Origin of the sequence: Streptomyces argenteolus (genome assembly GCF_042902585.1) — a bacterium.
GTDB lineage: Bacteria > Actinomycetota > Actinomycetes > Streptomycetales > Streptomycetaceae > Streptomyces > Streptomyces argenteolus.
The window spans coordinates 48,569-74,371 of record NZ_JBIBEG010000002.1 but is presented as its reverse complement, the minus strand read 5'-3'; the positions used below and the strand labels follow the sequence as shown (position 1 = coordinate 74,371).

Below are 25,803 nucleotides of genomic sequence, written 5' to 3'. Positions count from 1 at the left end.
TCGGTCCTTCTGTATTTCCCACCCGTTACGTCACGCGACGCGCTACGGCCATCCTCACACCTCGGCGTAGCTGAGCTGCGGCTTCGTGGCCACCGCTTCGGTCCGGCGAAGGTATACCGCCCACGTGAGGGTGAAACAGACGGCGTAGAAGACCAGGAAGCACCAGAAGGCGGCGGTTCCGGTGCCCGAGGTCGCGAAGGACTGGCGGAAGGCCAGGTTGATCGCGAGGCCGCCCAGCGCACCGATCGCACCGATGAGCCCCATGGCCGCGCCGGAGAGCCGCCGGCCGTACGCCGCTGCCGCCTCGCCGCTCAGGCCCTTGCCGAGTCCCTGGGCGTGGAAGATGCCCGGGATCATCTTGAAGGTCGAGCCGTTGCCCAGGCCGGTCAGCACGAAGAGCGCGATGAAGCCGACGAGGAAGACCGGCAGCGATTCGATGCCGGAGGCGTAGACGACCACACCGGTCGCCGCGGCCATCCCCGCGAAGTTCCACAGGGTGATCCTGGCGCCGCCGTAGCGGTCGGCGAGCAGACCGCCCGCGGGACGGATCAGTGAGCCGAGCAGCGGGCCGATGAAGGTGAGCGAGGCCGCCTGGAGCGGGGTGCGGCCGAACTGCGTCTGCAGGACGAGCCCGAAGGCGAAGCTGTAGCCGATGAAGGAGCCGAAGGTGCCGATGTAGAGCACCGACATGATCCAGGTGTGCGGCTCGCGTACGGCCTGGAGTGCCGCCCCGGTGTCGTTCTGGACGGGCCGGAGGTTGTCCATCTTGAGCGCGGCGCCCAGCGCGGCGACGACGATCAGCGGCACGTAGACACCGAGCACGATCCTCGGGTGCGCGGCGCCCGCCGTACCGATCACCAGCAGGCCGACGAGCTGGACGACCGGGACGCCGATGTTGCCGCCGCCCGCGTTGAGCCCGAGGGCCCAGCCCTTCTTGCGCAGCGGGAAGAAGGCGTTGATGTTCGTCATCGACGAGGCGAAGTTGCCGCCCCCGATGCCGGTGAGCGCGGCGACGACGAGGAACGTGGTGTACGAGGTTCCGGGCTCCATCACCAGGAAGGCGGCGACGGTCGGCAGCAGCAGCGACAGCGCGCTGAAGATCGTCCAGTTACGCCCGCCGAAGAGCGCGACCGCGAAGGTGTACGGCACCCGGACGATGGCGCCGACCAGGGTGGCCGTGGAGATCAGGAAGAACTTCCCCGCGGGGTCGATCCCGTACTCCGGCCCCATGAACAGCACCATGACGGACCACAGGGACCAGATCGAGAAGCCGATGTGCTCCGAGAGCACGGAGAACCACAGGTTCCGGCGGGCCACCTTCTCGCCGGTCTCTCGCCAGAAGGTCTCGTCCTCCGGCTCCCACTGCTCGATCCAACGACCGGCCATCACGCGCCTCCACAGGGGTCGGGGTGTTGTGATCCCGACGCTAGGGAGTCCGCGTTTCGGTGCGGTGCCGTGAGGTGACCGGTGCGCAACCTTGCTCTCACTCGGCCGCCGGGGGTGCGGTGAGCCGGGCCCGCCGCACCCCCCGGAACCGGTCAGCCGGGACGGCGCAGGCCGGCCCCGTTCGGCCACAGGCGCGGGCGGCGCTTGGCGGCGACGTCCTCGACCCAGCCGAACGCCAGGATCGCGAGCCCCAGGAGGGGCCAGATCATGAGGAGGACGAGCCCTCCGTACGCCTTCTCGATGTACGTGTCGAAGGTCTCGCCGAACCAGGGGATGGACCAGAGGCTCTCCACCAGGTGCGCGGCGGCCATCAGCAGCAGGTTGTGCCACAGGTAGATCGTCACGGCCCGGTTGTTGGCCAGGGTGATCAGGCCGTCCCATCCGGCGAGCCGGCCGGGGAGCTTCTGCCAGGAGGGTGCGTACACGAGGAGGATCGCGCAGAAGCCGAGGGACCAGGTCGCCTGGGCGAGTGGTATCTCGTCCAGGTTCCAGCCCTCCTCGGTGAGGTGCCCGGACGCCCACCACAGGCCGAAGCCCATGACGATCGCGGCGGACGACACCGCCAGATAGCGCGGGACCTGCTTCAGCAGACCGTCGTGGTGGGCGAAGCCCAGGATCCAGCAGGAGCCGAACACCGCGAAGTCCACGAGCCCCTCGCCGAACGTGCCGGGGACCGTCACGAGGCCGGTGCCGATCACGGCGGTCAGACCGACCGGGGCGAGCAGCGTGACCCACGGCAGCCTGCGAAACGCCTTCAGCAGCAGGGGCGAGGCCAGCACGAACCAGAGGTACGCCCGGAGGTACCAGAGCGGCCCCGCCGCCTGGTCGGCCCAGGTCAGCTCCAGCCATCCGCCCGTCGAGCCGCTCTCCTCGGGATACGGAGGGGAGCCGAGCGGGAGGATGTAGCTGCCGAGCTTGACGAACCACCACAGCCCCTCCTCCCGGACGGGCTTCCAGCTCAGCGCGAACATCATCGGCACCACGAGGAGCGCGAACGCCCACATCGGCGGGAGCAGACGGCGCAGCCTGCCGCGGATGACGCTGCCCGCCGGCCGTGCCAGCGAGCGGGCCATCAGCGACCCCGCCAGGGCGAACATGACGCCCATGGAGGGGAAGAGGACGGTCAGCCAGCCCCAGCCGAAGAGGTGGAAGAAGACGACGCGGACCAGGGCCACGGCCCTGAGCAGGTCGAGGTAGCGGTCCCGCCCCTGCCCGGCACGCGGCGCGGGGGCCCCGGAGGCGCCCGGAACGGCGTGGGCGCGCTCCGGACGGTCGGCCTGGGCGGGGACCGTGGGGTGGGCGTACTCCGGACGGGCGGCGGGGGCGGGCACGGCGGAGTGCGCGTACTCCGGGTACGCCGGAGCGGAGGCGTGGGGCGCGGTGTGCGCCGGGTGGGCGGAGCCTTGGTGCGGCTGCGTCCAGGCGTCGCCGGAGGGCGGCCAGGCGCCGTCGCCGCGTCCTGCGCCGTCCTGCCGGGGCTGGTCGGGATAGGTCATGCCACCGGCCTCCGGTCCGTGTCCTTGCGGCGGTTCTGGGTGCCGCCGGGCGCCTCCACCACGCCTGTCCGCCGCAGCTTCTGCCAGCGCAGCCGGCCGCCGGTGAGAGCGGTGATCCAGGACTGGAGCAGCACGACGTACATCAGCTGCCGGTAGAGGATCTGCTGCAACGGCAGGGAGATCAGATGGGTCATGCGCTCCCGGTCGAGCCGGAACGCGTACGCGGCGCAGACCGCCTGCACCAGGAGGACGCCGAACCAGGCGGCGACCGTCTTCCCGGTCGGGCCGAAGACGAGTCCGTACAGCAGGAAGACGTCGATGAGGGGTGCCAGCAGCGGGGCGACCACCATGAACAGGGAGACGAACGGGAGTCCCACGCGCCCGAAGCGGCCCGAGGGCCCGCGCTCCACGACCGCGCGGCGGTGCTTCCAGATGGCCTGCATCGTGCCGTACGACCACCGGTAGCGCTGCGACCAGAGCTGCTGCACGGACTCCGGGGCCTCGGTCCAGGCCCGGGCGTTCTCGGCGTAGACGACGCGCCAGCCGTCGCGGTGGAGCGCCATGGTGACGTCGGTGTCCTCGGCGAGGGTGTCCTCGCTCATGCCGCCGATCCGGTCCAGCGCGTCCCGGCGGAAGGCGCCCACCGCCCCGGGGATGGTGGGCATGCAGCCGAGCAGGTCGTACATCCTGCGGTCCAGGTTGAAGCCCATCACGTACTCGATGTGCTGCCAGGCACCGATCAGCGAATCACGGTTGCCGACCTTGGCGTTGCCCGCGACCGCCCCGACCCGGCGGTCGGCGAACGGCTGGACGAGCTCGCGCACGGTGGAGGGTTCGAAGACGGTGTCGCCGTCCATCATCACGACGATGTCGTAACGGGCGTGCGCGATGCCGTTGTTGAGGGCGGCGGGCTTGCCCGCGTTGCGCTGGCGCACCACCCGGACGTTCGGGATCCACATCGCCTCGACGAGGTCGGCCGTGCCGTCCGTCGAGCCGTCGTCGATGACGATGACCTCGATCGGGTAGTCGCTGGCCACCAGCGACCGCACGGTGGCCTCGATGCACTCGCGTTCGTTGTAGGCGGGCACGAGCACCGACACCGGGCGGGTGAACGGCTCGCCCCAGCTGAAGTCCTTGCGGCGCACCTTCCGGGCGTGCAGGAAGGAGAGCAGCAGCATCAGCCCGAAGCGGACCATCACCAGGACGCCGATGACGGCCAGGCCGACCACCAGGACGCCGGTGACGTGCTCGGAGATCTCCACCGCCCCGATGAACGCCTTGCCCTTCCAGAGGGCGAACCCGGTGACGGGGGTGTGGGCGCTGGGCGCGCCGAGCGCGGCCGTGAGGTTGGTGAAGGCGTAACCCCGCTCCTGCATCTGCGGCAGGAACTTCCCGAGGGCGGCCACGGTCTGGGACCGGTCGCCGCCCGAGTCGTGCATCAGGATGATGGCGCCGTCGCCGTCCTCGGGCGTGGCGCGCTCGATGATCGCGTCGACGCCGGGGCGCTTCCAGTCCTCGCTGTCGGTGTTGTTCACGACGGTGAGGTAGCCGCGGGTGCCGATGTACTGCGTGACCGGCCAGGACTTGTCGTCCATGGCGTCGGAGAACGAGGAGTACGGGGGGCGGAAGAGGGAGGTGCGGATCCCCGCGGCCCCCGCGAGCACCAGCTGGTTCTGGGAGAGCTCCCAGTCGATGCGGCTGGTGGTCTGGAAGGAGAGGTCGGGGTGGTTGAAGGTGTGCAGCCCAATCTCGTGGCCCTCGTCGACCATCCGCTGCACGAGGTCCGGGTAGCGCGAGGCCATGGTGCCGGTGACGAAGAAGACGCCGTGCGCGTGGTGCTTCTTGAGCGCGTCCAGGACCCGGGGGGTCCAGACCGGGTCGGGGCCGTCGTCGAAGGTCAGGACGATCTTGTGGTCCGGTATCCGGAGCGTCTTGGCCGCCTCGCCCGCCTTACGGGCGTCTATGACGGGCCCGCCCTCCAGCACGTCGTCCGGGACGTGGGTGGTGGGAGCGGGGGCCTGGATGCGGTGGTCGGCGAGGATCTCGCTGTGGACGTAACCGCGAAGCATGAGCATGGCGAGCAGGGCGACGAGCAGGAGGGACGGAAGCAGATAGCGCATGGGAAGCCTGCGCCGAACGGTCCGCTTCTTCCTCCGGTTGTGCCTGCCCCGTGCGACGGGGGTGGTCATTTACTGAGTGCCTTCTTGTGGTTGCACCGTGGATGGCGAGGGTTCCGGGGAGGCCGGAGGGCTCTCTTCGGCGGGCGGGTCGACGCTCGCCGACGCCGACGGGCCGGTGGCGGGCGGCACGGACACCGAGGTGCCCGGGGCCGGCGCCGAGGAGTCCGTGTCCCGGGGGGCCTGGGGGGACTCGGAGGCCGACACCGCGCTCGCGCCGGGCGCGGCCGGACCGGAGGCGGAGGCCCCCGGCGAGGGGGTCGCGGCGTCGTCCGAGGCCGACGAGGAGGCGGAGGGCGCGGCTTCGGGACCCCGGGACGCGATGTCGCCGCTCGGGGCGGGCCGCACCTCGACGTCCTCGGAGAGCTTCTTCTCCTGCCCGGAGAGCGGGAGCCAGGGAGCGCTGGAGTTACCCCCGAGGAGGGCGACCACGAGCGTCACCGCGTACACGGCACAGATCGCGGCGAGCACCCAGCCCACCCGCCGGTAGGTCTTGCTCCGCCGGCCGCTCGCGTCGACGAAGACGGGCCCGTCGGAGAGGTCCGGGAGGTTCGGCTCCACCGGCAGTTCGGATAGCTGACGCCCGAGCCCGTCCAGCTGCACGGTGACGTCGTTCGGCTCATGTGTGTGCCAGGTACGGGTACCTTCGCGCCAATTGTCCACAGGTGTTCGCACATCCCCCACTCAATGAAACAGGTGCGCGAAAAAATGACGTGATTCCTGCCAACGGACCGGGCCCCCACCCTGTCCGGGCGGCACGTGGCCGTGCACCCGAAAGCCTGAATGTAGCGCACGGAGTGGACCGGCAAGGCCCTCTATCCCCTGATGTTCATCATCGGTGACGCATCAGTGACCAATCGGGTTCGGGCAGCCATGATTCCGTTGGCCTTACCATCCATCCCTCTGTGCCAGCGAGTTCGGCGCCCGCGGCCCGCAGGGCGGACAGTCCGGGGTGGTCGAGCCCCTTGCGCCAGACCATCAGGAGGGGGGAAAGCGGAACCGGTCGTACCAGAGGTCGCAGCACCGTCCCCGGAAGGGGCGGGAAGCCGAGGACGGCCAGTACGGGGTGCCCCGCCTTGGCCATGACACGTCGAAATTCGGCCACTCCCACGGCGAGCGGAGCGGGCGGCGCCAGCGCGATGCCCCACTCGTCGAACAGCAGGGTGGCGAGATGTGTCCACTCCAGGGTGCGCGCGTTGCCCGCGCCCGCGTAGACGGTTTCCCCGGCCAGGTCGCCCATGGCGACCGTCTCGCGCTCCGCCAGGGGGTGATCGCACGGCAGGAGGACGGCCATCGGCTCGTACCGCACCGGCTGTACGGACAGCTGGGCGAGCACGGCGGGATCGAGCCCCGCCGCCCGCCCGAAGGTGACATCGAGCCGCCCGGCGAGCACCTCGCCGGCCGCCCAGGTCAGTCCGCTCTCGAAGCGCGCCATCAGCTCGCACTCCGGCGCGAGCTCCCGCGCGCGGGCCAGCACCCGGGCCGCGGTCATCCCGTCCGTGTTCAGATCGACGAGCAGGGGGCGGTCCGCCGGATCGGTGAAGGCGGCGGCCAGAGCGGCGTGCGCGTCGAGCACCCGCCGCGCGTGCGGGAGGAGCCGTTCCCCGTCGGCAGTGAGGGACACCTGCCGGGTGGTGCGCGCGAAGAGCTCACGGCCCACCTCGCGCTCCAGCCTGCGGATGTCCCGGCTCAGCGCCTGCTGCGCGACGTAGAGCCGGGCTGCGGCACGGGTGAAGTGCAGCTCCTCGGCCACCGCGACGAAGGCGCGCAGGAGCCGGGGATCGGTGTGGGGTGCGGGCATCCGCACAATTTACAACGCGGGTGCGTGAATGGGCGCGGAGCAGGTGTTGGACGGTGCGGACGCACCCGCCCGAGGGTTGACGCGTGCCTCACGAACCCGCCACCGCGCCGCACCCCACCGCCCTCACGGTCCCGCCACCGGCCACCACAGCTCCCGCCGCCCCGACGGACTCCACCCCTCGCCCCGCCGCACCGACGGACCCGGCGGGCGCCGCGGCTCCCGCCCCCACCGGCCCCCGCAACCCGTACCTCCGGCTGCTCGCCACCCCGGGCGCACGCGCGTTCACGGCGGGCAATCTGCTGGCCCGGCTCCCCATGGGGATGTTCAGCGTCAGCGCGGTCATCATGATCGCCGAGGCCTACGGCTCGTACGCACTGGCCGGGGCCGTGACCGCGACCGGGCTGGCCGCGACCGCTGTGGTGGCCCCCTGGACCGCCCGCCTCGTCGACCGCCACGGGCAGGCCCGGATCGCCGTACCCGCCACCGCCCTCGCCGTACTCGGCTCGCTCGCCCTGGTGCTCTGCGTGCACCACGACGCCCCCGCCTGGACGCTCTTCGCCGCGTACGCCGCCACCGCCACCACCCCCAACACCGGGGGAATGTCCCGGGCCCGGTGGTCCCACCTGCACCGGGGCGACCCCGCGGCCCTGCACACCGCCAACTCCTTCGAACAGGCCGTGGACGAGCTGTGCTTCATGCTCGGCCCGGTACTCGCCGCGACCCTGTGCGGGACGCTCTTCCCCGAGGCCGGCACCCTGACCGGCGCCGTCCTGCTGATGACCGGGGTCCTGCTCTTCGCCGCCCAGCGCGCCACGGAACCCCCCGTGGCCCCGCGCACCCGCGCGGCCTCCCCCCTGCACACCCCCGGCATACCCGCCCTGCTCGCCGCCTTCCTCGCGACGGGAGCCGTCTTCGGCGCCCTGGAGGTCGTCTCCATCGCCCACGCCGGAGGTGCGATCCTCGCCCTCCAGGCGGGCGGCTCCTGCGTGGCCGGGCTGCTGTACGGGGCGCTGCGCCCCGCCGCGGACATCCGGCGCAGGCTGCTGCTCTGCCTGGCCGGCATGAGCGCCCTGATGTCCCTGCCCCTGATCGCCGCGGCCACGACCGATTCCCTGCTCGCCCTGGCCGGCTGCCTGCTGCTCGCGGGCGCGGCCACCGCGCCCACCATGGTCACCGGCATGACGCTGGTCCAGCGGCTCACACCGCGGGCGCAGCTCAACGAGGGCATGACACTCGCCGTCACCGCGCTGCTGGGCGGCATAGCCGCGGGGTCGGCGGTGGGCGGCTGGACGGTCGAGCACGCCGGGACGGCCGCGGGATACGCGGCGCCGGTGTGCGCGGCGGCCCTGGCGCTGGCCGTCGCGGCGGCCGGGACCCGTAAGGCCGTCTGACTCCGGCAGGGAGGAACTCGGGCACACGAAAAAACGAGGACCCCGCTGCCTGGTGGCAACGGGGTCCTCGTTCACATGGGAATTGTGGAGATGGCGGGAATCGAACCCGCGTCCAACGGTGCGGAACCAGGGCTTCTCCGAGTGCAGTTCGCTACGCTTTTCTCGGCCCCGGAGGTCACGCGAACAAGCCTCCGACAGGCCCAGTCACTGTGAGATTTCCTTCAGAGCCCCGTGACCGGGCTCAGAAGTTTAGATCCCTGAATGATGCCAGGATCCGGGTCGGGATCACCCCCGGGCTGACACTCCGCAGAGTCTTCGCTAGCTGCTAATTAGGCAGCGAGGGCGAAGGCGGAGGAATCGCGCTTGGAATTGGCGATTATTGGTTGCGACATATGGTTTACGAGATCATTGCCGCTTCCTCGACTCGCTTCCCCTGCTTCGACATCCGCTGTCGAAACCGATCATCCCCATGTTGTTTTTTCAAAGACGCACCCTCTGTGAGGTGCACGCCCCATCGTACGTGACCAACGTGCGCGGATGCCACCGTATTCCGGCGGCTCCGGGGCCCGCACCCCGGTCCGGGCCGCTGTCACCCCTGGCGCTGCTTCCGCCGCGCCGCCGCGATCGCGCGGTTCGTCTCCCGCGTGTCCTGCTTCTCGCGCAGGGTCTGGCGCTTGTCGTACTCCTTCTTGCCCTTCGCGAGCGCGATCTCGACCTTGACCCGGCCGTCCTTGAAGTACAGGGCGAGGGGCACGATCGTGTGGCCCGTCTCCTGCGACTTGGACTCCAGCTTGTCGATCTCCGCCCGGTGCAGCAGCAGCTTGCGCTTGCGCTTGGCGGCGTGGTTGGTCCAGGTGCCCTGCACGTACTCGGGGACGTGGATGTTGTGCAGCCACGCCTCGCCGTTGTCGATCTGGACGAAGCCGTCGACGAGCGACGCCCGTCCCATCCGCAGCGACTTGACCTCCGTACCCATCAGCACGAGACCGCACTCGTAGGTGTCGAGCACGAGGTAGTCGTGCCGGGCCTTCTTGTTCTGGGCGATCATCTTGCGCCCGGTGTCTTTTTCCTTGGCCATAGTGCGGTCATTTTCGCACTACGACCCACCCCCGAGGCCACTCAATACCGTCTCGGCCCGCTTCTGGGCCTCCGGACCCGCCCCGACGTCCGGCGTGATGCCGCTGCCCTCGACGCTGCGGCCCGCCGGTGTGCGGTAGTGCCCGACGGTCAGCTCCGCCACGGAACCGCCCGGGAGCTTGCTGGGCATCTGCACCGAGCCCTTGCCGAAGGTGCGTGATCCGACGGTCACGGCCCTGCCCCGGTCCTGGAGCGCGCCGGTCAGGAGCTCGGCGGCGCTCATCGTGCCGCCGTCCACCAGCACGACCACGGGCCGCTCGGTGTCCCCGCCGGCCTCGGCGTACAGGGCGCGCTGTTCACCGTGCACGTCGTAGGTGGCGACGAGCCCGCCGTCGAGGAAGGCGGAGGACGCAGTGACGGCCTCGGTCACCAGACCGCCCGAGTTGGCCCGGAGGTCCAGCAGGATGCCGGCATCCCCGGGAGCCTCGTCCACGGCCTCCCGGACCGCCGAGCCCGCTCCCTTGGTGAACGCCGAGACCTTGATCAGCACGGCGGCGGGGTCCTCGCCCAGCTGCCGGACACTGACCGGCTGCGTGTGCAGCCGGGCCCGGTGGAGCGTCGTGGTCCAGGAGTGGTCGCCGCGGCTCAACCCGAGGACCACGGCGGTGCCTTCGGCGGCTTCCGTCCGGTCCCCGCGCAGCAGCGCGACCACCTCGGCGACGGGGCGCCCGCCCACGGAGCGCCCGTCGACGGTGCGCAGCAGATCGCCCTTGCGCACACCGGCCGCGTCCGCCGGGCCACCCGGCTGGACCCCGGTCACGGTGACCGCGCCGCGGGCCGAGCGCCGGGCCGAGATCCCGACCCCGGTGTACGAGCCGTCGAGTGCCTGCTCGAAGTCCTCGTACTCCCGCTCGTCGTAGACCGCGCCCCAGCGGTCCCCGCTGCGGCTGACGACCTCCTCGGCGGCGTCCGTGCCCGACTTCCCGTCGGCCTCCGCGTCGGCCACGGCGTCCTCGATCTCCTCGCGGTCCACGGAACCGACCGTGGAGGAGACCGAACGGGCCCTTATCTCCGTGGCCGCGTCGCCCTCCCGGGGCAGGGACCCGGTCGCCGCGGCGGTGGCCAGCACGCTCGCGAACACCAGCGTCAGGGCCGCCCCGCGGTGGATCCCGCGGGGTTTCACTTGGTACGTATGGCCCGGCATGGGGCCGAGTGTAGGACAACGCCCCGTCCGCACACGGTTCGTTCGCCGCATGCGGGACGGGGCGATCGTCACACCTTGAGGTACTTGCGCAACGCGAAGAGAGCGGCAACGGCGGGCATCAGCAAGCCGATCGCGACGACCAGGGGCAGCTTCGTGAGCACCGCCTCCCAGCCGATGAAGTCGATCAGATTCAGCTTCTCCTGGAGTGCGAGACCGCCGTCGATCAGGAAGTACCTGGCCGCTATCAGGATCACGCAGGCGAGCAGTCCGCCGATCAGGCCGGCGAAGGCGGCCTCCATGATGAACGGCATCTGGATGTAGAAGCCCGAGGCCCCCACCAGCCGCATGATGCCCGTCTCCCGTCTCCGGCTGAACGCCGAGACGCGGACGGTGTTCACGATGAGCATCAGCGCGATGACGAGCATCAGCGCCATCAGGAAGATCGCGGCCACGTTCATGCCGTTCATCAGCCCGAAGAGGTTGTCCAGGATGCTGCGCTGGTCCTGGACGGACTGCACCCCGTCACGGCCCGCGAAGGCCGTCGCGACCACCTTGTACTTCTGCGGGTCCTTCAGCTTGACCCGGAACGACTCCTGCATCTGGTCCGGCGTGATGTTGCCGGCCATCGGCGAGTCGCCGAACTGCTCCTGGTAGTGCTTGTACGCCTGGTCGACCGTCTCGAAGAGGACCGGCTTCTCGACGGCCTCCATCTTCTCCAGGTCGGCCTTGATCTCCTTCTTCTGCTCGGCCGTGACGGCGCCCTTGGCGCACTTGGGCACGTCCTTGGCGTCGTTCTTGTTGCAGAGGAAGATCGAGACGTTGACCTTGTCGTACCAGTAGGTCTTCATCGAGCTGACCTGCTCGCGCATCAACAGCGCACCGCCGAAAAGGGCGAGCGAGAGGGCGACGGAGACCACGACCGCGAAGGTCATCGTGAGGTTGCGACGAAGACCGACGCCGATCTCCGACAGGACGAACTGGGCGCGCATGGCGTCCTTTCAGTACTCGATGCTCAGTGCTGGTAGCCGTAGACGCCACGCGCCTGGTCACGTACGAGACGGCCCTGCTCGAGCTCGATGACGCGCTTGCGCATCTGGTCGACGATGTTCTGGTCGTGGGTCGCCATGATCACGGTGGTGCCGGTCCGGTTGATCCGGTCCAGCAGCTTCATGATGCCCACGGAGGTCTGCGGGTCGAGGTTGCCGGTGGGCTCGTCCGCGATCAGCAGCATGGGGCGGTTGACGAACGCCCGCGCGATGGCGACGCGTTGCTGCTCACCACCGGAGAGCTCGCCGGGCATCCGGTCCTCCTTGCCCCCGAGACCGACGAGGTCGAGCACCTGCGGCACGGCCTTGCGGATCTCGCCGCGCGGCTTGCCGATGACCTCCTGCGCGAAGGCCACGTTCTCGGCGACGGTCTTGTTGGGCAGAAGGCGGAAGTCCTGGAAGACCGTGCCCAGCTGGCGGCGCATCTGCGGCACCTTCCAGTTGGACAGCCTCGCGAGGTCCTTGCCGAGCACGTGGACCATGCCCTGGCTGGCGCGCTCCTCACGGAGGATGAGTCGCATGAAGGTGGACTTGCCGGAGCCGGAGGAGCCCACCAGGAAGACGAACTCACCCTTCTCGATGTCGAGTGAGACGTCCCGGAGAGCTGGACGGCTCTGCTTCGGGTAGGTCTTGGAGACGTTGTCGAATCGGATCACGGATGCACCACGGTCGGCCGGGGGTAGGTGTGCGTGACCATACGCGAAGCGGGCTGACGCGCGCAGTCGGCGTCCGGCAATGAGGGATTTGTGAGGGAACGCGACAGGGAACGAAACGGGCGTGCCGGACCTTGTCCGGCGGGCCGCGCCGAAATCGCCGCGAGCTGGCACAGTGGGAGGGGGAACGGTTGCGTTTCCCTGAGCGTTGTGCGGAGAGAACGTGTATGCGGCTCCGCCGCGCGGGAGGAGGACTGCGCATGACCTATGACCGACTGGTGTGCGCGAACTGCGCGGCGCCCGTGAGCGAGGGCCGCTGCCGCGTCTGCCGTGCGAGCCGCGAGCGGATGCAGGAGCAGGGTTTTCTCGCCGGACTCAATCCGGCGATGCTGGTCGCGCTGATGGTGATCCTGGTGGCCGCGCTGGCCCTGCTGGCGCACCAGGCCGTCTGAGCGCAGGACCGGCCCCCGTCGCCCCGGCGGGTCCGAGGCGTGCGCGTACGGCCGCAGGAGCGGTTGCGGTCCGCGAAAGGGCCCGGGAGGCCATGACGGCGCTCCCGGGCCCTTCACCGTGCGCCTACGGGCGTCAGGCGGCCGTGCGGCTGCTGCCGGCCAGACGCGGCAGGATGCGGAAGCCGATGCCGCCGGCGATCATCGTCGCGGCGCCGACCAGCAGGAACGTGGTCTCGGCCGCACCGGTCTCGGCGAGCTCGTCCTTGCCCTTGCCCTGCTCGACCGGCTGGTTGCCGACACTGTCGGTGTCGGTGTTGTCGGCGCAGGCCGCACCGTCGAGGTCGACGGTGCAGGTGCCGGCGCCGCCGTCCGAGCCACCGGTGGTTCCGGCGTCCCCGCCGGTCGCACCGCCACCAGGCGTCTCGGGCGTCTCCGGGGTCTCGGGCGTCTCCGGGGTCTCAGGCGTCTCCGGGGTTTCCGGGGTCTCGGGCGTCTCCGGGGTCTCAGGAGTTTCCGGCGTCTCCGGGGTCTCCGGGGTCTCGGGCGTCTCCGGGGTCTCAGGAGTTTCCGGCGTCTCCGGGGTCTCCGGGGTCTCCGGGGTCTCCGGCGTTTCCGGGGTCTCCGGCGTTCCGGGGTTGTTGGGGTCTCCCCCGCCCGGGTTGTTGGGGTCCTCGTTCTCGTTGCCCACGGTAAGGCTGACCTGCGTGGAGTCCTCGCCGTCGAGGCCGAACCCGAGGCCGATGCCCGATGCCTGGGCCGCGCCCGCCGCGGTGAGCGAGGCACCTGCGGCGATAACCGCGCAGGCGGCTATGCGCGCGACGCGGATGCGCGTCTTCTTGGTCATCTGTTGCTACCCCCAGTAGCTGATCTCGTCGATGGAGCAGCCATATGCGGTCCTCGGCCCTGCGGGGTTGCTCCTGCCGCGGGGCCACGCCGTACCGTGGTCATCCCGCCCGCCCCCGATCACACCTGTCCCAGACATACGCGTGCTGCCCTAGCACCCTGTCCAGAGTTAAGGACTACGTCAAGGAAGTTGTGGGGGGAAACAGACGGATTAGGGGCTCTTGACGGCTATTCGGAATCACGACTGTGACGCACTCGCCACATCTTCCCCCCAACTGCCCCGGGACGCCCGCCGGATGGAACGCGGCGGGGCCCGGGCAGGAAACCTGCCCGGGCCCCGGTCGCCGTACCGCTACGGCTACTTCTCGCTCTGCTTGCGCCAGCGGATACCGGCCTCGACGAAGCCGTCGATCTCGCCGTTGAACACCGCTTCCGGGTTGCCCATCTCGAACTCCGTCCGCAGGTCCTTGACCATCTGGTACGGGTGCAGGACGTACGAACGCATCTGGTTGCCCCAGGAGTTGCCGCCGTCACCCTTGAGGGCGTTCATCTTCGCCTGCTCCTCCTGGCGGCGGCGCTCGAGGAGCTTGGCCTGGAGGACGTTCATCGCGGACGCCTTGTTCTGGATCTGCGAGCGCTCGTTCTGGCAGGAGACGACGATGCCGGTCGGCAGGTGGGTCAGGCGCACCGCGGAGTCCGTGGTGTTGACGCCCTGGCCACCGGGGCCCGAGGAGCGGTAGACGTCCACGCGCAGCTCGGACTCGTCGATCTCGACGTGGTCCGTCTGCTCGACCACGGGCAGCACCTCGACGCCCGCGAAGGACGTCTGACGGCGGCCCTGGTTGTCGAAGGGCGAGATGCGGACGAGCCGGTGGGTGCCCTGCTCGACGGAGAGCGTGCCGTACGCGTACGGCACCTCGACGGCGAAGGTGGTCGACTTGATGCCGGCCTCCTCGGCGTACGCCGTCTCGTAGACCTCGGTCTTGTAGTTGTGCCGCTCGGCCCAGCGGAGGTACATGCGCTGGAGCTTCTCGGCGAAGTCGGCGGCGTCGACGCCACCGGCCTCGGCGCGGATGGTGACCAGGGCCTCGCGCGCGTCGTACTCGCCGGAGAGGAGCGTGCGGACCTCCATCTCGTCCAGCGCCTTCCGGACGGACTCCAGCTCGGCCTCCGCCTCCGCGAGCGCGTCGGCGTCACCCTCGTCCTCGGCGAGCTCGAAGAGGACCTCGAGGTCGTCGATGCGGCCCCGCAGGGTCTCGGTCTTGCGGACCTCGGCCTGGAGGTGCGAAAGCTTGCTGGTGATCTTCTGCGCCGCCTCCGGGTCGTCCCAGAGGGACGGCGCCGCCGCCTGCTCCTCGAGCGCGGCGATGTCGGCCCTCAGCGCGTCCAGGTCCAGGACGGCCTCGATCGACCCCATGGTGGAGGAGAGGGACTTCAGCTCTTCGGAAATATCGACGACTGCCACGGGTCCAGCGTAACGGCTGGACGAGTGAACCTGTCCCTCCCCCGGACCGGGGGCCGCCCGGGGCCGTGCTCAGGGGGCCGTGGGGGCCGAATTCCGCGTGTCCTCGGGGGCTCCGCCCGTGTCGTCGCCGCTCGCCGCGAACCAGCCGCCCACCCCTATCGCCACACACAGGGCGATCGCCGCCGCACCGAGGGTGATGCGGCGCTTACGGACGGCCGCGGCCTTGTTGCGGGCGGATCCGGGCCGGGGCCGGCCGGGGGCACGCGGGGCGCGGGCGGTGCCCAGGGGTCCGCCCGCCAGCTCGTCCGGGGCGGGGACGCGCATGCTCGTGTGGGTGTCCCGGTTGGAGTCCGGGGAGGAGCCGGGCACCAGCGGGACCGCGCCCCGGCGGCGGGGCTCCTCGGGCGCCGGGGTGTACTGCTGCTCGTCGTACGGCTGCGGCTCGGACTCGTTGTCCGGCTCGTCGACGTCGAGCGGGGGTATACCGGCCAGCAGCGGGAGGAGCTCGCGCAGTCGGGTGGCCAGCTCGGAGGCGCGCAGCCGGGACGCCGGGGCCTTGGCGAGGCACTGCACGAGGAGCTGCCAGAGCTCCTCGGGGATGCCGGGGAGCGGGACGACCGTCTCGGTGACGTGCCGGCGCAGGACGGCGCCGGGGTGGCCGCCGCCGAAGGGGGTGAACCCGGCGAGCAGCTCGTAGAGCACGGTGGCGAGGGCGTAGATGTCCACGGCGGCACGCGGCGGGAGGCCCTCGACGATCTCGGGGGCCAGGTAGTCAGGCGTACCGATGATCTTGGTGGCCTTGGTGCGGCGCGGCGTGTCGATCAGCTTGGCGACGCCGAAGTCGGTGAGCAGCGCGGGGTGCGAACCGCCCGGGCCGAGAGGACCCTCCATGTCGAGCAGGATGTTCTCCGGCTTGACGTCGCGGTGGACCACCCCGGCGCGGTGCGCGGCGGCGAGGCCGTCCGCGACGTCGGCGATGATCGCGGCGGCGGCCTCGGGCGCGAGGCGGCGCTCGCGGTCGAGGCGGGTCCGCAGATCGGTGCCGCGCACGAGATCCATCACCAGCGCCAGGTCGGTCCCGTCCACCACGAGGTCGCGCACGGCGACGACGTGCGGATGGTCGAGTCCGAGCAGCGCCGTGCGTTCCTGCACGAAGCGGCCCACGAGCTCCTGGTCGGACGCGAGGTCCTCGCGGAGCAGCTTGATGGCGACGGGGCCCTCGGGCCCCTCGCCGAGCCACACCGTGCCGGCGCTGCCGCGCCCCAGGATCTGGTGGGCGGTGTACCGGCTGCCGATATTCCGTGCCAAGACTGCTCCCTCAGCGGCTGGCGTTGACCCCCGGTCGACAAAGTTACGCGGCGAACGGGGTGTTGCGTGCCCAGGGCGGCGCCAACCTTCACTTCTGCGGGCGAATTGGCCCGCAGAAGTCGACAAGTACACAGAATGAGCGGCGTTACTGGCCGGTAGTACCGCTCGTACCGCTGCCGCCGAGGTCCTCGAACCAGCCGGTGACCTCCGAGATGCCGTCCCCGATGGCCTCCCAGTAGCCCTTGCCCTGGGCGATCCAGTCCTGCAGCGGAGTCAGCTCCCAGATGAGCCAGCCGGCCACGATCAGCAGCACGACGCTGAACAGGCATCCCTTGAGGCAGCCGAGTCCCGGGATGCGCATCGGGTTGGCGCTCCGCTGCCGGGGCCGGCGCGGCTCCGGCTGCTGCGGCGCGGGCTGCTGCGGAGGCGCGTACTGCTGGCGCTGCGGCTGCGGGGGCTGCGGGGGCTGCCGGCGCTGGGGCTGGGCCTGCTGCTGCGGCTGGTAGCGCTGGGGTTGCTGCTGCGGCGGGTACTGCTGGTGCTGCGGCTGCGGGCGCTGCTGCGGGGCCTGCTGCGGCGCCTGCTGGCGCTGGGGCCGGCGGCGCAGCGGGTCCTGGCTCGGGTCGAGGTACTGGACCTGGGTCTGCTCGTTACGGTCCCGGGCCGCCCGGAGCTGGGACTGCCAGGGGTGCGGCTCGTCGGGCTGCGGGGGCCCGTCGGGGCGCGGCGGTACGGGCGGCATCACCGCGGTCGGGTCGGCGTGGCCGCCCCCGCCCGGGGTCTGGGGCAGCACGCTGGTGGGGGCCGCCGGGTCGTACGAGCCCGCGGTGCTCGGCAGCACCTGTGTCGCGTCGGCGGCGCCCGGCGTGCCGGGGACGGCGGCGGGAGCCGGATCGGGGGCGAGCAGCGCGCCGACGCCCTCGGCCGCGGCGATCTGGGCGGAGTTCGCGTGCACCCCGATGCCCGCGCCGACGGTCCGCAGCGCGCGGGCGAGGTTCACGGCGCTGGGCCGCTGGTCCGGGTCCTTGCGCAGGCAGCGCTCGATGACCGTCCACAGCGGTTCGGGAACGGTGCTGGGGCGGCGGGGCTCCTCGCTGAGGTGCCGGTGCAGGACTTCGAGCGCGGTGCCGCCGGCGAACGGCGGACGGCCCGTGACCAGCTCGTACAGCAGGATGCCCGCGCCGTAGATGTCGACGGCGGAGGTCTGGGGACGCCCCTCCGCGGACTCGGGCGCCACATAGGCGGGGGTGCCGACGAACTCGTGCGTCCGGGTCAGTCCCGGGGAGTCCGCGAGGCGCGCGATGCCGAAGTCGGTGAGCATCGGGCGCATCTCGCCGTTGCGCTCGTCGAGCAGCACGTTGGCGGGCTTCAGGTCACGGTGCACGACGCCGTCGGCGTGGCTGGCGGCGAGCGCGTCCGCGATCTGAGCGGTGAGCAGCGAGGCGGCGACAGGGGTGAGCGGGCCGTTCTCACGCAGGTAGCGGTGCAGGTCGGGGCCGTCGACCAGGTCCATCACGAGGGCGAGCAGATCGCCCTCGACGACGAGGTCCCTGGTGCGCACGATGTTCGCGTGCGTGAGCCGCAGGAGCACGGAGCGCTCACGCAGGAACCGCATCACGACGTCCGCGTCGTTGGCGAGCTCCTCCTTGAGCACCTTGATCGCGACGGTCTCGCCGGGCTGCCCGGCGACGGCCGCCTCGGCGCCCGCGGTCTCCCGCTGGCGGGCTCGCCAGACGGTGCCCGTGGCGCCGCGTCCGAGCGGCTCCTCGAGCAGGTACTTGCTGCCGACTGGCCGCACGTCACGCGCTCCCTGCTGATCGTTGTGCTTCGCGGTCCCCCGGGCCCACCCGGATGTTCCGGCCCACTCTAGTGCCGCCGTACGGGGCACCGGCCGGTCGTCCTCCGGCCGTGTCACCGCCGCGGTCACGGGAGAACCGGGAAGACGCAGACTCGGAAGAGTTGGTTGCCGAACGAGTGTGCAGGACCTTCCCGGCAGGACCAAGCAGGCACTTTTACGCCCACACTCGGCCATTCATGATCACTAAGCGGCCACCCCCGGGCGTGTTGTCAGCGGCAGGTGCGAGGATGCCTCCAGCACGGAACCGTGAGGTCGGGAGCCTCACCCTCCGTGACGACCTGTACCGGACGACGCGTCCGTGCCGGGTGGGGGGAATCACAGGGCATTTCCCCTGCCGGGCGCCCCGCGCAGAAGGGACCGCTGACGGCGATGCAGATCCGGCTGACCGTCCTCGCGCCGCGCAGCGGCCAGACCCCGGCGCGCGCCTGCGACGTGCTCGTCACCGCCCCCGCGGGGACGGCTCTCGCGGCCGTCGCCTCCGGCCTGGCCACCGCGGTGGCCGGTCCCGAGGGCTCCCTGGGCGGCGGGGCCACCGTGCTGTACGCGGGCCGGGAGCGCCTCGACCCGCAGCGCTGCTCCCTGGGTGAGCCGCCCCTGGTGGACGGTGCCGTGCTCTCGCTCCAGGTGCCCGGGGAGGACGAGGCGGCGGACGACGCCGTCCCGGCCCAGCTGCACGTGGTCGCGGGACCCGACGCCGGAGGGGTCCATCTGCTGCACGGCGGACGGATCCGGATCGGCCGCTCCGCCGAGGCGGACGTCCCGCTCGACGACCCGGACGTCTCCCGCCTGCACTGCGCGGTGACGGTCTCGGAGGACGGCCGCGTCTCCGTCGCCGACCTCGGCTCGACCAACGGCACCTCGCTGGACGGCACGGAGGTCCGCGACCGTCCGGTGCCCCTCGTGCCGGGCGCCCTGCTCCGGCTCGGTGAGTCCACGCTCCGGCTCACGCCCGGCAGCCGCACGCCCACGCTCACGACGACGCCCGACGGCGAGGGCCATCTGCGGGTGGCCCGGCCGGAGGCGGGCGGCGCCCCGGCTCCGGAGACCGGGGCGGGGCCGGACGGCTTCGCGGACGAGGGGTACGGCCACGCCTACAGCCCCGCCCCCGGGGCCCCCGGCCCCCACCACGACGGGCCGGCCGGACACGACGCCCACCCGGACGAGCCCCTGCCGCCCGTCACCCACGGCCGCGGCACCTCCCTCACGCACGGCGACGCTCCCCGGCGCGGCGGCATAGGCGCCTGGGCGCGGCGCCTGACCGGTGCCAAGGGCGAGCCCGCGCACGAGGCGCCCGCCGGAGCGCCCCCGGCCGGGGGCACCGTCTCCGCCCCCGCCCCGTACGCCGCCTCCACCCCTCTCCGCTCCCGCCCGGCCCCGGCCGGGACCTGGCCCGATCCCGCCACCGTGCTGCTCACCGCTCTGGGGCCGGGCCCCCGGCTGTGGGAGCGCGACCCCGCTCATCCCGAGGCCCTGGTCGTACGCCTCGGGACGACCGAACGCGCCGACCTGCCCGCCGTACCGGTCACCGTGGGACTTCGGGAGGCGGGCTCGCTCGGCCTGGCCGGGCCCCGGGCGCGGCTGTCCGGGCTCGCCCGGTCGGTCGTGGCGCAGCTCGCTGCACTGCACTCCCCCTTCGACCTGGAGATCGTGCTGATCAGCGCGGACCGGGCCCGGAGCGCGGAGGAACGCCGCCGCGAGTGGTCCTGGCTCGGCTGGCTGCCCCATCTGCGCCCCATGCACGGCCAGGACTGCCGTCTCCTCCTGGCGTACGACCGCGAGCAGGCGGGCGCCCGCGCCCACGAGCTGGTGCGCCGCATGGAGGACGGACCGCTGGGACCCGGCTGGTCCAGCGCCGACCGGGCCTCCGTGACCGAGGCCGCTGCCCGGCACACCGGTCCGCACACGGTGGTGATCCTGGACGGGGACCCCGGCTCGGCGGCGCTGCGCGAGACGACGGCCGCACTGGCCGGCGCCGGAGCGGCCTCCGGCATCCATCTGCTCTGCCTGGCCGAGACCCCGGCGGCCTCCCCGACCTCCCCGGTCACCGCGACCTACGACAGCGCGTGCCGGGCCTCGATCGCCTTCCGCGAGTGCGGTGCGGTCGCCATGCTGAGCGGCGATGTCGCGACCGCTCTGCGGCTGCTGCGCACGGCCGGCGGCCAGGCGGCCGGCCATGGCACCGTCGCCGCGGTGGACGCCGTGTCCGCCGCCTGGGCCGAGCGCTTCGGGCGCGCGCTCGCCCCGCTGCGCGACGAGGGCTCCGCCCCCCTGCCCGGACGGCCCATGGCGGCGGCCCTGCCTCCCTCGGCGCGGCTGCTGGACGAGCTGGGCCTCGCCAGGGCGACCCCCGCCTCCCTGATGGCCCGCTGGGCCTCCACCGCCGAGGAACAGCCGGGCGCCACCGTGCGCGTGGCCGCCCCCTCCGGCGGCGCGGACCTGGACACGACGAGCTCGGGCCGCACGCTGAGCACCGGCCCGCGGGTAGGCGCGCAGCGCGAGTCACCCGACTCCGGGCGCACCCCGTTCCGGAGCGGCGGAGTCACCAGTTCCGGTTCGGGCCGCTCCGCCTATCCCCAGGCGTCCGGAACCGGCGCCCCCAGGATCGGTGCGCAGCGGCGCGAGAGCGAGCCCTCGGCCGCCGGGCCCACGCCGGGCTCCTCCGGCCTCTCCGGGCGGCCCGTGATCGTGCTCGGCGCCGGCCCCCGGGGCCCTCTCGCCGTCGACCTGGCCGACGAGGGGCCGCACCTGCTCGTCGAGGGACCCGCGGGCAGCGGGCGTACGGAGCTGCTGCGTGCCGTCGCCGCCTCCCTGGCCTCCGCCGCCCGGCCCGACCGGCTCGGCATCCTGCTCATCGACGGGGCGGGCGGCGACGGGCTGGCTCCCTGCACGGAGCTGCCGCACGTCTTCACGCGTCTGGTGGCCTCCGACCCCGTACGGATGCGGGAGTTCGCGCAGGCGCTGGGCGGCGAGCTGAAGCGCCGGGCGGAGCTGCTCGGCGGGCTGGACTTCACCGCGTGGCACGCCCGCCACGAGGAGGCGCAGACACGCACCGGCCGCCGCGGCACGGGCCCGGCCGAACAGCGCGGCGACATCGAGTCGCCCGCCAGCGGCACCCTGCGGCTGCGGCCCGCCTCGGCACGGCCCGTCGACCCCGGACCCTCCCCGCTGCCCCGGCTCGTCGTCCTGGCCGACGACTTCGACGCCCTGGTCGCCCCGGCCCTGGGCAGTCCCGGCCGCCCGTCCGCCGGGTCCGTCGTGCGGGTGCTGGAGGCCGTGGCCAGGGAGGGCGAGCGGCTCGGGGTCCATCTGGTCGCCACCTCCGGCCGCCCGGACCGCACGGAGGACACGGAGCTGGCCCGGGGCGCACGGCTGCGCATCGTGCTCGACCCGCCCGTCGTGCCGCCGTCGCCGGACGAGGCCTCGCCGGGCCGGGGACGGCTCGGGCATCCGGACGGAAGGGTCACGCCGTTCCAGGGCGGCCGGGTCACCGGGCGCATCCCGCGCACGGCGACGCTGCGCCCGACCGTCGTCCCGCTGGAGTGGGAGCGGATGGGCGATCCCCCGGCCCGCCGGCCGGTCCGTGAGCTGGGCAACGGACCCACCGACCTGGCCCTGCTGGCCAGCGCCCTGGAGCGTGCGGCCCGCTCGGTGAACGCCGACCGGCTTCCCCCGCTGCTCCCTTCCCAGCCCTGAACTCACCTGTGTTTCCGGCGCACTGACATGACGTCACGGCCGGATCACGATCTCTACGGTGAGGCTGATAGCGGTATTGCGGCACCTGTTGGCCCGGCGTAGGACTGTGTGCACGGACGACAAGTTGAACCGCCCGATGGGAGACGTGAGCGGCGCCGGACGGTCCTGCCGTCGGTACCGGTCCGCAGACACGGGCGCACAGGAGAGACGGGGCAAGGGATGCGCAGAACCCTTCGAATGCGTAGAGCCGCAGTGGTGTTCACGGCGATCGGGGCGCTCGCCCTCACCGGTTGCGGCGGCGACGGGGACGGCGAGGACAAGGCGGGCGAGGGATCCGGAGGCAAGAGCCCGGACAGCGCCTCGACGGTGACCCTGCCGAAGCTGGACGGCCAGAAGCTGTCGGTCGCGGCGGTCTGGACCGGCCCCGAGCAGGCCAACTTCACCAAGGTGCTCGACGAGTTCGAGAAGCGCACGGGGGCGAGCGTCACCTTCGTCCCGGCGCAGGACCCGATCGTCAACTTCCTCGGTACGAAGATAGCGGGCGGCCAGCCGCCGGACGTCGCGATGATCCCGCAGGTGGGGGCCATCCAGCAGGCGGTGGCCAAGAAGTGGGCCAAGCCCGTCGGCGCCGAGGCGCGGGCGCAGCTGGGCCAGAACTACGCGAAGGTCTGGCAGGACCTCGGCTCGGTCGACGGCACGCAGTACGGCGTCTACTTCAAGGCCGCCAACAAGTCCCTGATCTGGTACAACGCCAAGGCGTTCGAGAACGCGGGCGCGAGCGAGCCGAAGACCTGGAAGGACTTCCTCGCCACGGCGGAGACGGTTTCCGCCTCCGGTGTCACCCCGGTCTCGGTCGGCGGCGCAGACGGCTGGACCCTCACCGACTGGTTCGAGAACATCTACCTCTCCCAGGCCGGGCCGGAGAAGTACGACCAGCTGGCCAAGCACGAGATCAAGTGGACGGACCCGTCCGTCAAGGACGCGCTGACCACCCTCGCCGAGCTCTTCGGCAAGCCGAGCCTGATCTCCGGCGGCGCCGACGGCGCGCTCCAGACCGAGTTCCCCGTGTCCGTCACGCAGACGTTCACCGGCGGCGACCAGCCCAAGGGCGCGATGGTGTTCGAGGGTGACTTCGTCTCCATCAACATCGCCCAGACCGAGGCGAAGATCGGCACGGACGCCAAGGTCTTCCCGTTCCCGGCGGTGGGCGCGGAGTCCCCCGTGGTGACCGGCGGCGACGCGGCCGTGGCGCTGAAGGACGGTGAGGGCGCCCAGGCGCTGCTGACCTGGCTCGCCTCGACGGACGCGGCGCAGATCTGGGCGGAGGCCGGCGGCTTCATCTCGCCCAACAAGTCCCTGGACGCGGCGTCGTACCCCAACGACGTGCAGCGCACGATCGCCGAGGCGCTGATCGCGGCCGGCGACGACGTCCGCTTCGACATGTCCGACCAGGCCCCGCAGTCGTTCGGCGGGACCCCCGGCAAGGGTGAGTGGAAGACGCTCCAGGACTTCCTGAAGAACCCGAAGGACATCGCGGGGACCCAGGCGAAGCTGGAGTCCGACGCGGCCAAGGCGTACACGAGCTGACGGGATGACCACAGTGAAAACGGGGGGCGCGGAGACCGCGCCCCCCGCCGACAAGCGTCCTGGTCCGAGCGCGACGGCGCGCACCCTCAGAAGCGTGACCGGCACCCGCAGGGTCGTCGCGGCGGCCTTCCTGCTGCCGGCCCTCGTCCTGCTGGGCGCCCTCGTCGTCTATCCGATCGTCTACTCCGTCTACCGCTCGTTCCTGGATCAGGCGGGCACGGGCTTCGTCGGCCTGGACAACTACAAGGAGCTGTTCACCGACGACACCATCCGGACCGCGGTCAAGAACAACGCGATCTGGGTCGTGTTCGCACCCACGGTCTCCACGGCACTGGGCCTGATCTTCGCGGTGCTGACGGAACGGATCCGCTGGGGCACGGCGTTCAAGCTGATCGTCTTCATGCCGATGGCGATCTCGATGCTGGCCGCGGGCATCATCTTCCGGCTGGTGTACGAGCAGGCACCCGAACGCGGCGTCGCCAACGCCGTGGCGGTGGGCGTGCACGACACGTTCGCGCAGTCCTCGGGCTTCCCCAAGGCGCATCCGCTGCCCGTCCATCCGCTGAAGGCGGGCGGCGGGGGTTCCTTCGTCACGAAGGAGACCGTGCGGGCCGGACAGCCGGTCAGCCTGCCGCTGGTCGGCGTGGTCCCGGCGAAGATGCCCGGCGACGCGCAGCCGGCGAAGGTGCCCGACGCGTCCGGTGACGGGATCACGGGGACGGCCTGGCTCGACTTCACCAAGGGCGGCGGCGGCAAGCCGAACGTCGTCGACCCGAAGGAACTCGGGCTCAAGGGCATCACCGTCGAGGCCGTCAGGGACGGCAAGGTGGTCGCCTCGGCCACGGCGGGAGCCGACGGGGTGTTCACCCTGCCCGCCTCGGCGGACGGGGCGCAGCTGCGGCTGCCGGCGGACAACTTCCGGGAGCCGTACAACGGGGTCGACTGGCTCGGCCCGTCCCTCGTGACGCCCGGGATCATCGGCAGCTACGTCTGGATGTGGGCCGGTTTCGCGATGGTGCTGATCGCGGCCGGTCTGGCGGGTCTGCCGCGCGAACTGCTGGAAGCGGCCCGGGTGGACGGCGCGAACGAGTGGCAGGTGTTCCGGCGGATCACGGTGCCGATGCTGGCGCCCGTGCTCGCGGTGGTCCTGGTCACGCTGATGATCAACGTACTGAAGATCTTCGACCTGGTCTTCATCATCGCGCCCGGCTCCTCGCAGGACGACGCGAACGTCCTGGCCCTGCAGCTCTACCGCTCCTCGTTCGGCACGGACGCGGATCTCGGGGTCGGCAGCGCCATCGCCGTACTCCTGCTGCTGCTGGTGATCCCGGTGATGCTGTTCAACATCCGCCGCATTCGGAAGGAGGGACGCCGATGACGACGCCGGCAAAGACCGCCGGGGCCTACCAGTCCCTCGCCGCGCGGATCGCCGCACGGGCCGGTGGCGGTGTGATGCGGGTCTTCCTCGTCCTGGTGGGCCTGTTCTGGCTGATGCCGACCATCGGCCTGCTGCTCTCCTCGCTCCGCGGGGCCGAGGACATCGCGGCGACGGGCTGGTGGAAGATCTTCACCGCCCCGTCCGAGCTCACCTTCGCCAACTACCAGCGGCTGCTGGAGAACTCGGTCATCACCGACTCCCTGTTCAGCACGGTGATGATCACCGTCCCGACCACCTTCCTGGTGGTCGTGATCGGCTCGCTCGCCGGTTACGCCTTCGCCTGGATGGAGTTCCCCGGGCGCGACTGGTGGTTCCTGGTGGTGGTGGGGCTGCTGGTGGTCCCCGTGCAGGTGGCGCTGATCCCGGTCTCCGAGCTCTTCGGCACCCTCGGGATCTTCGAGACGACGTTCGGCGTGATCATGTTCCACACGGCGTTCGGCCTGCCGTTCGCCATCTTCCTGCTGCGGAACTTCTTCGCCGAGATCCCCCGGGAACTGCTGGAGGCGGCTCGGCTGGACGGCGCGGGCGAGATCCGGGTGTTCACCAGGGTGGTGATGCCGCTCGGCGGGCCCGCGATCGCCTCGCTCGGGATCTTCCAGTTCCTCTGGGTGTGGAACGACATGCTGGTCGCCCTGATCTTCGCGGATTCGGATTCTCCGCCGATCACCGTGGCGCTCCAGCAGCAGGTCCGCCAGTTCGGCAACAACATCGACGTGCTGGCGCCCGGCGCCTTCGTGTCGATGGTGATCCCGCTCGCGGTGTTCTTCGCCTTCCAGAGGCAGTTCGTCTCCGGGGTGATGGCGGGCGCCGTCAAGTAGACGAGACGGCGAAGCACATACGTTCGTCAACATCAGGGCGGCCCTTTCAC

At 71.6% G+C, this 25,803-nt stretch carries 19 protein-coding genes and 1 other RNA gene; 6 read left to right on the top strand and 14 right to left on the bottom strand.

The window, feature by feature from the left end; all coding sequences use genetic code 11:
• Window positions 1–54 precede the first annotated feature (54 nt).
• The 5 genes from ACFY8O_RS06930 to ACFY8O_RS06910 form a co-directional block, all read right to left on the bottom strand.
• Entirely contained in the window at window positions 55–1,386 is a 1,332-nt protein-coding gene (locus tag ACFY8O_RS06930; RefSeq protein ID WP_145801206.1) for a nitrate/nitrite transporter, read from the bottom strand.
• A 152-nt stretch (window positions 1,387–1,538) separates the two neighbouring features.
• Window positions 1,539–2,942: an acyltransferase family protein gene (locus tag ACFY8O_RS06925; RefSeq protein WP_387899732.1), complete on the bottom strand. Its 1,404-nt coding sequence runs from the start codon at window positions 2,940–2,942 to the stop codon at window positions 1,539–1,541.
• A complete protein-coding gene (locus tag ACFY8O_RS06920) occupies window positions 2,939–5,062 on the bottom strand; it encodes a glycosyltransferase (RefSeq protein ID WP_387901015.1) in 2,124 nt (707 codons plus the stop codon). The genes ACFY8O_RS06925 and ACFY8O_RS06920 overlap by 4 nt, the downstream gene beginning before the upstream one ends.
• Window positions 5,063–5,131: 69 nt before the next feature.
• Window positions 5,132–5,782 (bottom strand): hypothetical protein, encoded by a 651-nt coding sequence (locus ACFY8O_RS06915; RefSeq protein ID WP_387899730.1) that lies wholly within the window; start codon window positions 5,780–5,782, stop codon window positions 5,132–5,134.
• A 169-nt stretch (window positions 5,783–5,951) separates the two neighbouring features.
• On the bottom strand, window positions 5,952–6,920 hold the full coding sequence (locus ACFY8O_RS06910; RefSeq protein WP_387899728.1) for a LysR family transcriptional regulator: 969 nt from the start codon (window positions 6,918–6,920) through the stop codon (window positions 5,952–5,954).
• 83 nt (window positions 6,921–7,003) lie between these two features.
• Here ACFY8O_RS06910 and ACFY8O_RS06905 point away from each other — a divergent pair, with 83 nt between their 5' ends.
• Window positions 7,004–8,311, top strand: coding sequence for an MFS transporter (locus ACFY8O_RS06905; RefSeq protein ID WP_387899726.1), 1,308 nt, complete (start codon window positions 7,004–7,006; stop codon window positions 8,309–8,311).
• Between the two features lie 82 nt (window positions 8,312–8,393).
• Here the strand turns inward: ACFY8O_RS06905 and ssrA are convergent.
• The 5 genes from ssrA to ftsE form a co-directional block, all read right to left on the bottom strand.
• Window positions 8,394–8,780, bottom strand: a transfer-messenger RNA (tmRNA) gene (gene ssrA / locus ACFY8O_RS06900).
• Window positions 8,781–8,900: 120 nt separating this feature from the next.
• The gene (gene smpB, locus ACFY8O_RS06895; RefSeq protein WP_145801199.1) at window positions 8,901–9,389 is read right to left on the bottom strand and encodes an SsrA-binding protein SmpB; all 489 of its coding nucleotides are present in this window, start codon (window positions 9,387–9,389) and stop codon (window positions 8,901–8,903) included.
• Window positions 9,390–9,407: 18 nt separating this feature from the next.
• Window positions 9,408–10,592: a S41 family peptidase gene (locus ACFY8O_RS06890; protein ID WP_387899723.1), complete on the bottom strand. Its 1,185-nt coding sequence runs from the start codon at window positions 10,590–10,592 to the stop codon at window positions 9,408–9,410.
• Window positions 10,593–10,660: 68 nt separating this feature from the next.
• Window positions 10,661–11,581 (bottom strand): permease-like cell division protein FtsX, encoded by a 921-nt coding sequence (gene ftsX, locus ACFY8O_RS06885; RefSeq protein WP_145801197.1) that lies wholly within the window; start codon window positions 11,579–11,581, stop codon window positions 10,661–10,663.
• A gap of 23 nt (window positions 11,582–11,604) precedes the next feature.
• On the bottom strand, window positions 11,605–12,294 hold the full coding sequence (ftsE, locus tag ACFY8O_RS06880) for a cell division ATP-binding protein FtsE (RefSeq protein WP_014046319.1): 690 nt from the start codon (window positions 12,292–12,294) through the stop codon (window positions 11,605–11,607).
• Between the two features lie 257 nt (window positions 12,295–12,551).
• Here ftsE and ACFY8O_RS06875 point away from each other — a divergent pair, with 257 nt between their 5' ends.
• Window positions 12,552–12,743: a hypothetical protein gene (locus tag ACFY8O_RS06875; RefSeq protein WP_145801196.1), complete on the top strand. Its 192-nt coding sequence runs from the start codon at window positions 12,552–12,554 to the stop codon at window positions 12,741–12,743.
• Between the two features lie 133 nt (window positions 12,744–12,876).
• Here the strand turns inward: ACFY8O_RS06875 and ACFY8O_RS06870 are convergent, their stop codons facing one another.
• The 4 genes from ACFY8O_RS06870 to ACFY8O_RS06855 form a co-directional block, all read right to left on the bottom strand.
• The gene (locus ACFY8O_RS06870) at window positions 12,877–13,587 is read right to left on the bottom strand and encodes an LPXTG cell wall anchor domain-containing protein (protein WP_387899720.1); all 711 of its coding nucleotides are present in this window, start codon (window positions 13,585–13,587) and stop codon (window positions 12,877–12,879) included.
• Between the two features lie 357 nt (window positions 13,588–13,944).
• Window positions 13,945–15,051, bottom strand: coding sequence for a peptide chain release factor 2 (gene prfB / locus ACFY8O_RS06865; RefSeq protein WP_145801193.1), 1,107 nt, complete (start codon window positions 15,049–15,051; stop codon window positions 13,945–13,947).
• Window positions 15,052–15,120: 69 nt separating this feature from the next.
• On the bottom strand, window positions 15,121–16,359 hold the full coding sequence (locus ACFY8O_RS06860; RefSeq protein ID WP_145801192.1) for a serine/threonine-protein kinase: 1,239 nt from the start codon (window positions 16,357–16,359) through the stop codon (window positions 15,121–15,123).
• Window positions 16,360–16,504: 145 nt separating this feature from the next.
• Window positions 16,505–18,157, bottom strand: coding sequence for a serine/threonine-protein kinase (locus tag ACFY8O_RS06855; protein ID WP_387899717.1), 1,653 nt, complete (start codon window positions 18,155–18,157; stop codon window positions 16,505–16,507).
• 429 nt (window positions 18,158–18,586) lie between these two features.
• Here ACFY8O_RS06855 and ACFY8O_RS06850 point away from each other — a divergent pair, with 429 nt between their 5' ends.
• From ACFY8O_RS06850 to ACFY8O_RS06835, 4 genes are all read left to right on the top strand, one after another.
• Window positions 18,587–21,910 (top strand): FHA domain-containing protein, encoded by a 3,324-nt coding sequence (locus ACFY8O_RS06850; RefSeq protein ID WP_387899715.1) that lies wholly within the window; start codon window positions 18,587–18,589, stop codon window positions 21,908–21,910.
• 219 nt (window positions 21,911–22,129) lie between these two features.
• Entirely contained in the window at window positions 22,130–23,497 is a 1,368-nt protein-coding gene (locus tag ACFY8O_RS06845) for an ABC transporter substrate-binding protein (RefSeq protein ID WP_387899713.1), read from the top strand.
• A gap of 4 nt (window positions 23,498–23,501) precedes the next feature.
• Entirely contained in the window at window positions 23,502–24,875 is a 1,374-nt protein-coding gene (locus ACFY8O_RS06840; RefSeq protein ID WP_387899711.1) for a carbohydrate ABC transporter permease, read from the top strand.
• The gene (locus ACFY8O_RS06835) at window positions 24,872–25,753 is read left to right on the top strand and encodes a carbohydrate ABC transporter permease (RefSeq protein ID WP_145801188.1); all 882 of its coding nucleotides are present in this window, start codon (window positions 24,872–24,874) and stop codon (window positions 25,751–25,753) included. The genes ACFY8O_RS06840 and ACFY8O_RS06835 overlap by 4 nt, the downstream gene beginning before the upstream one ends.
• Window positions 25,754–25,803: the final 50 nt, after the last annotated feature.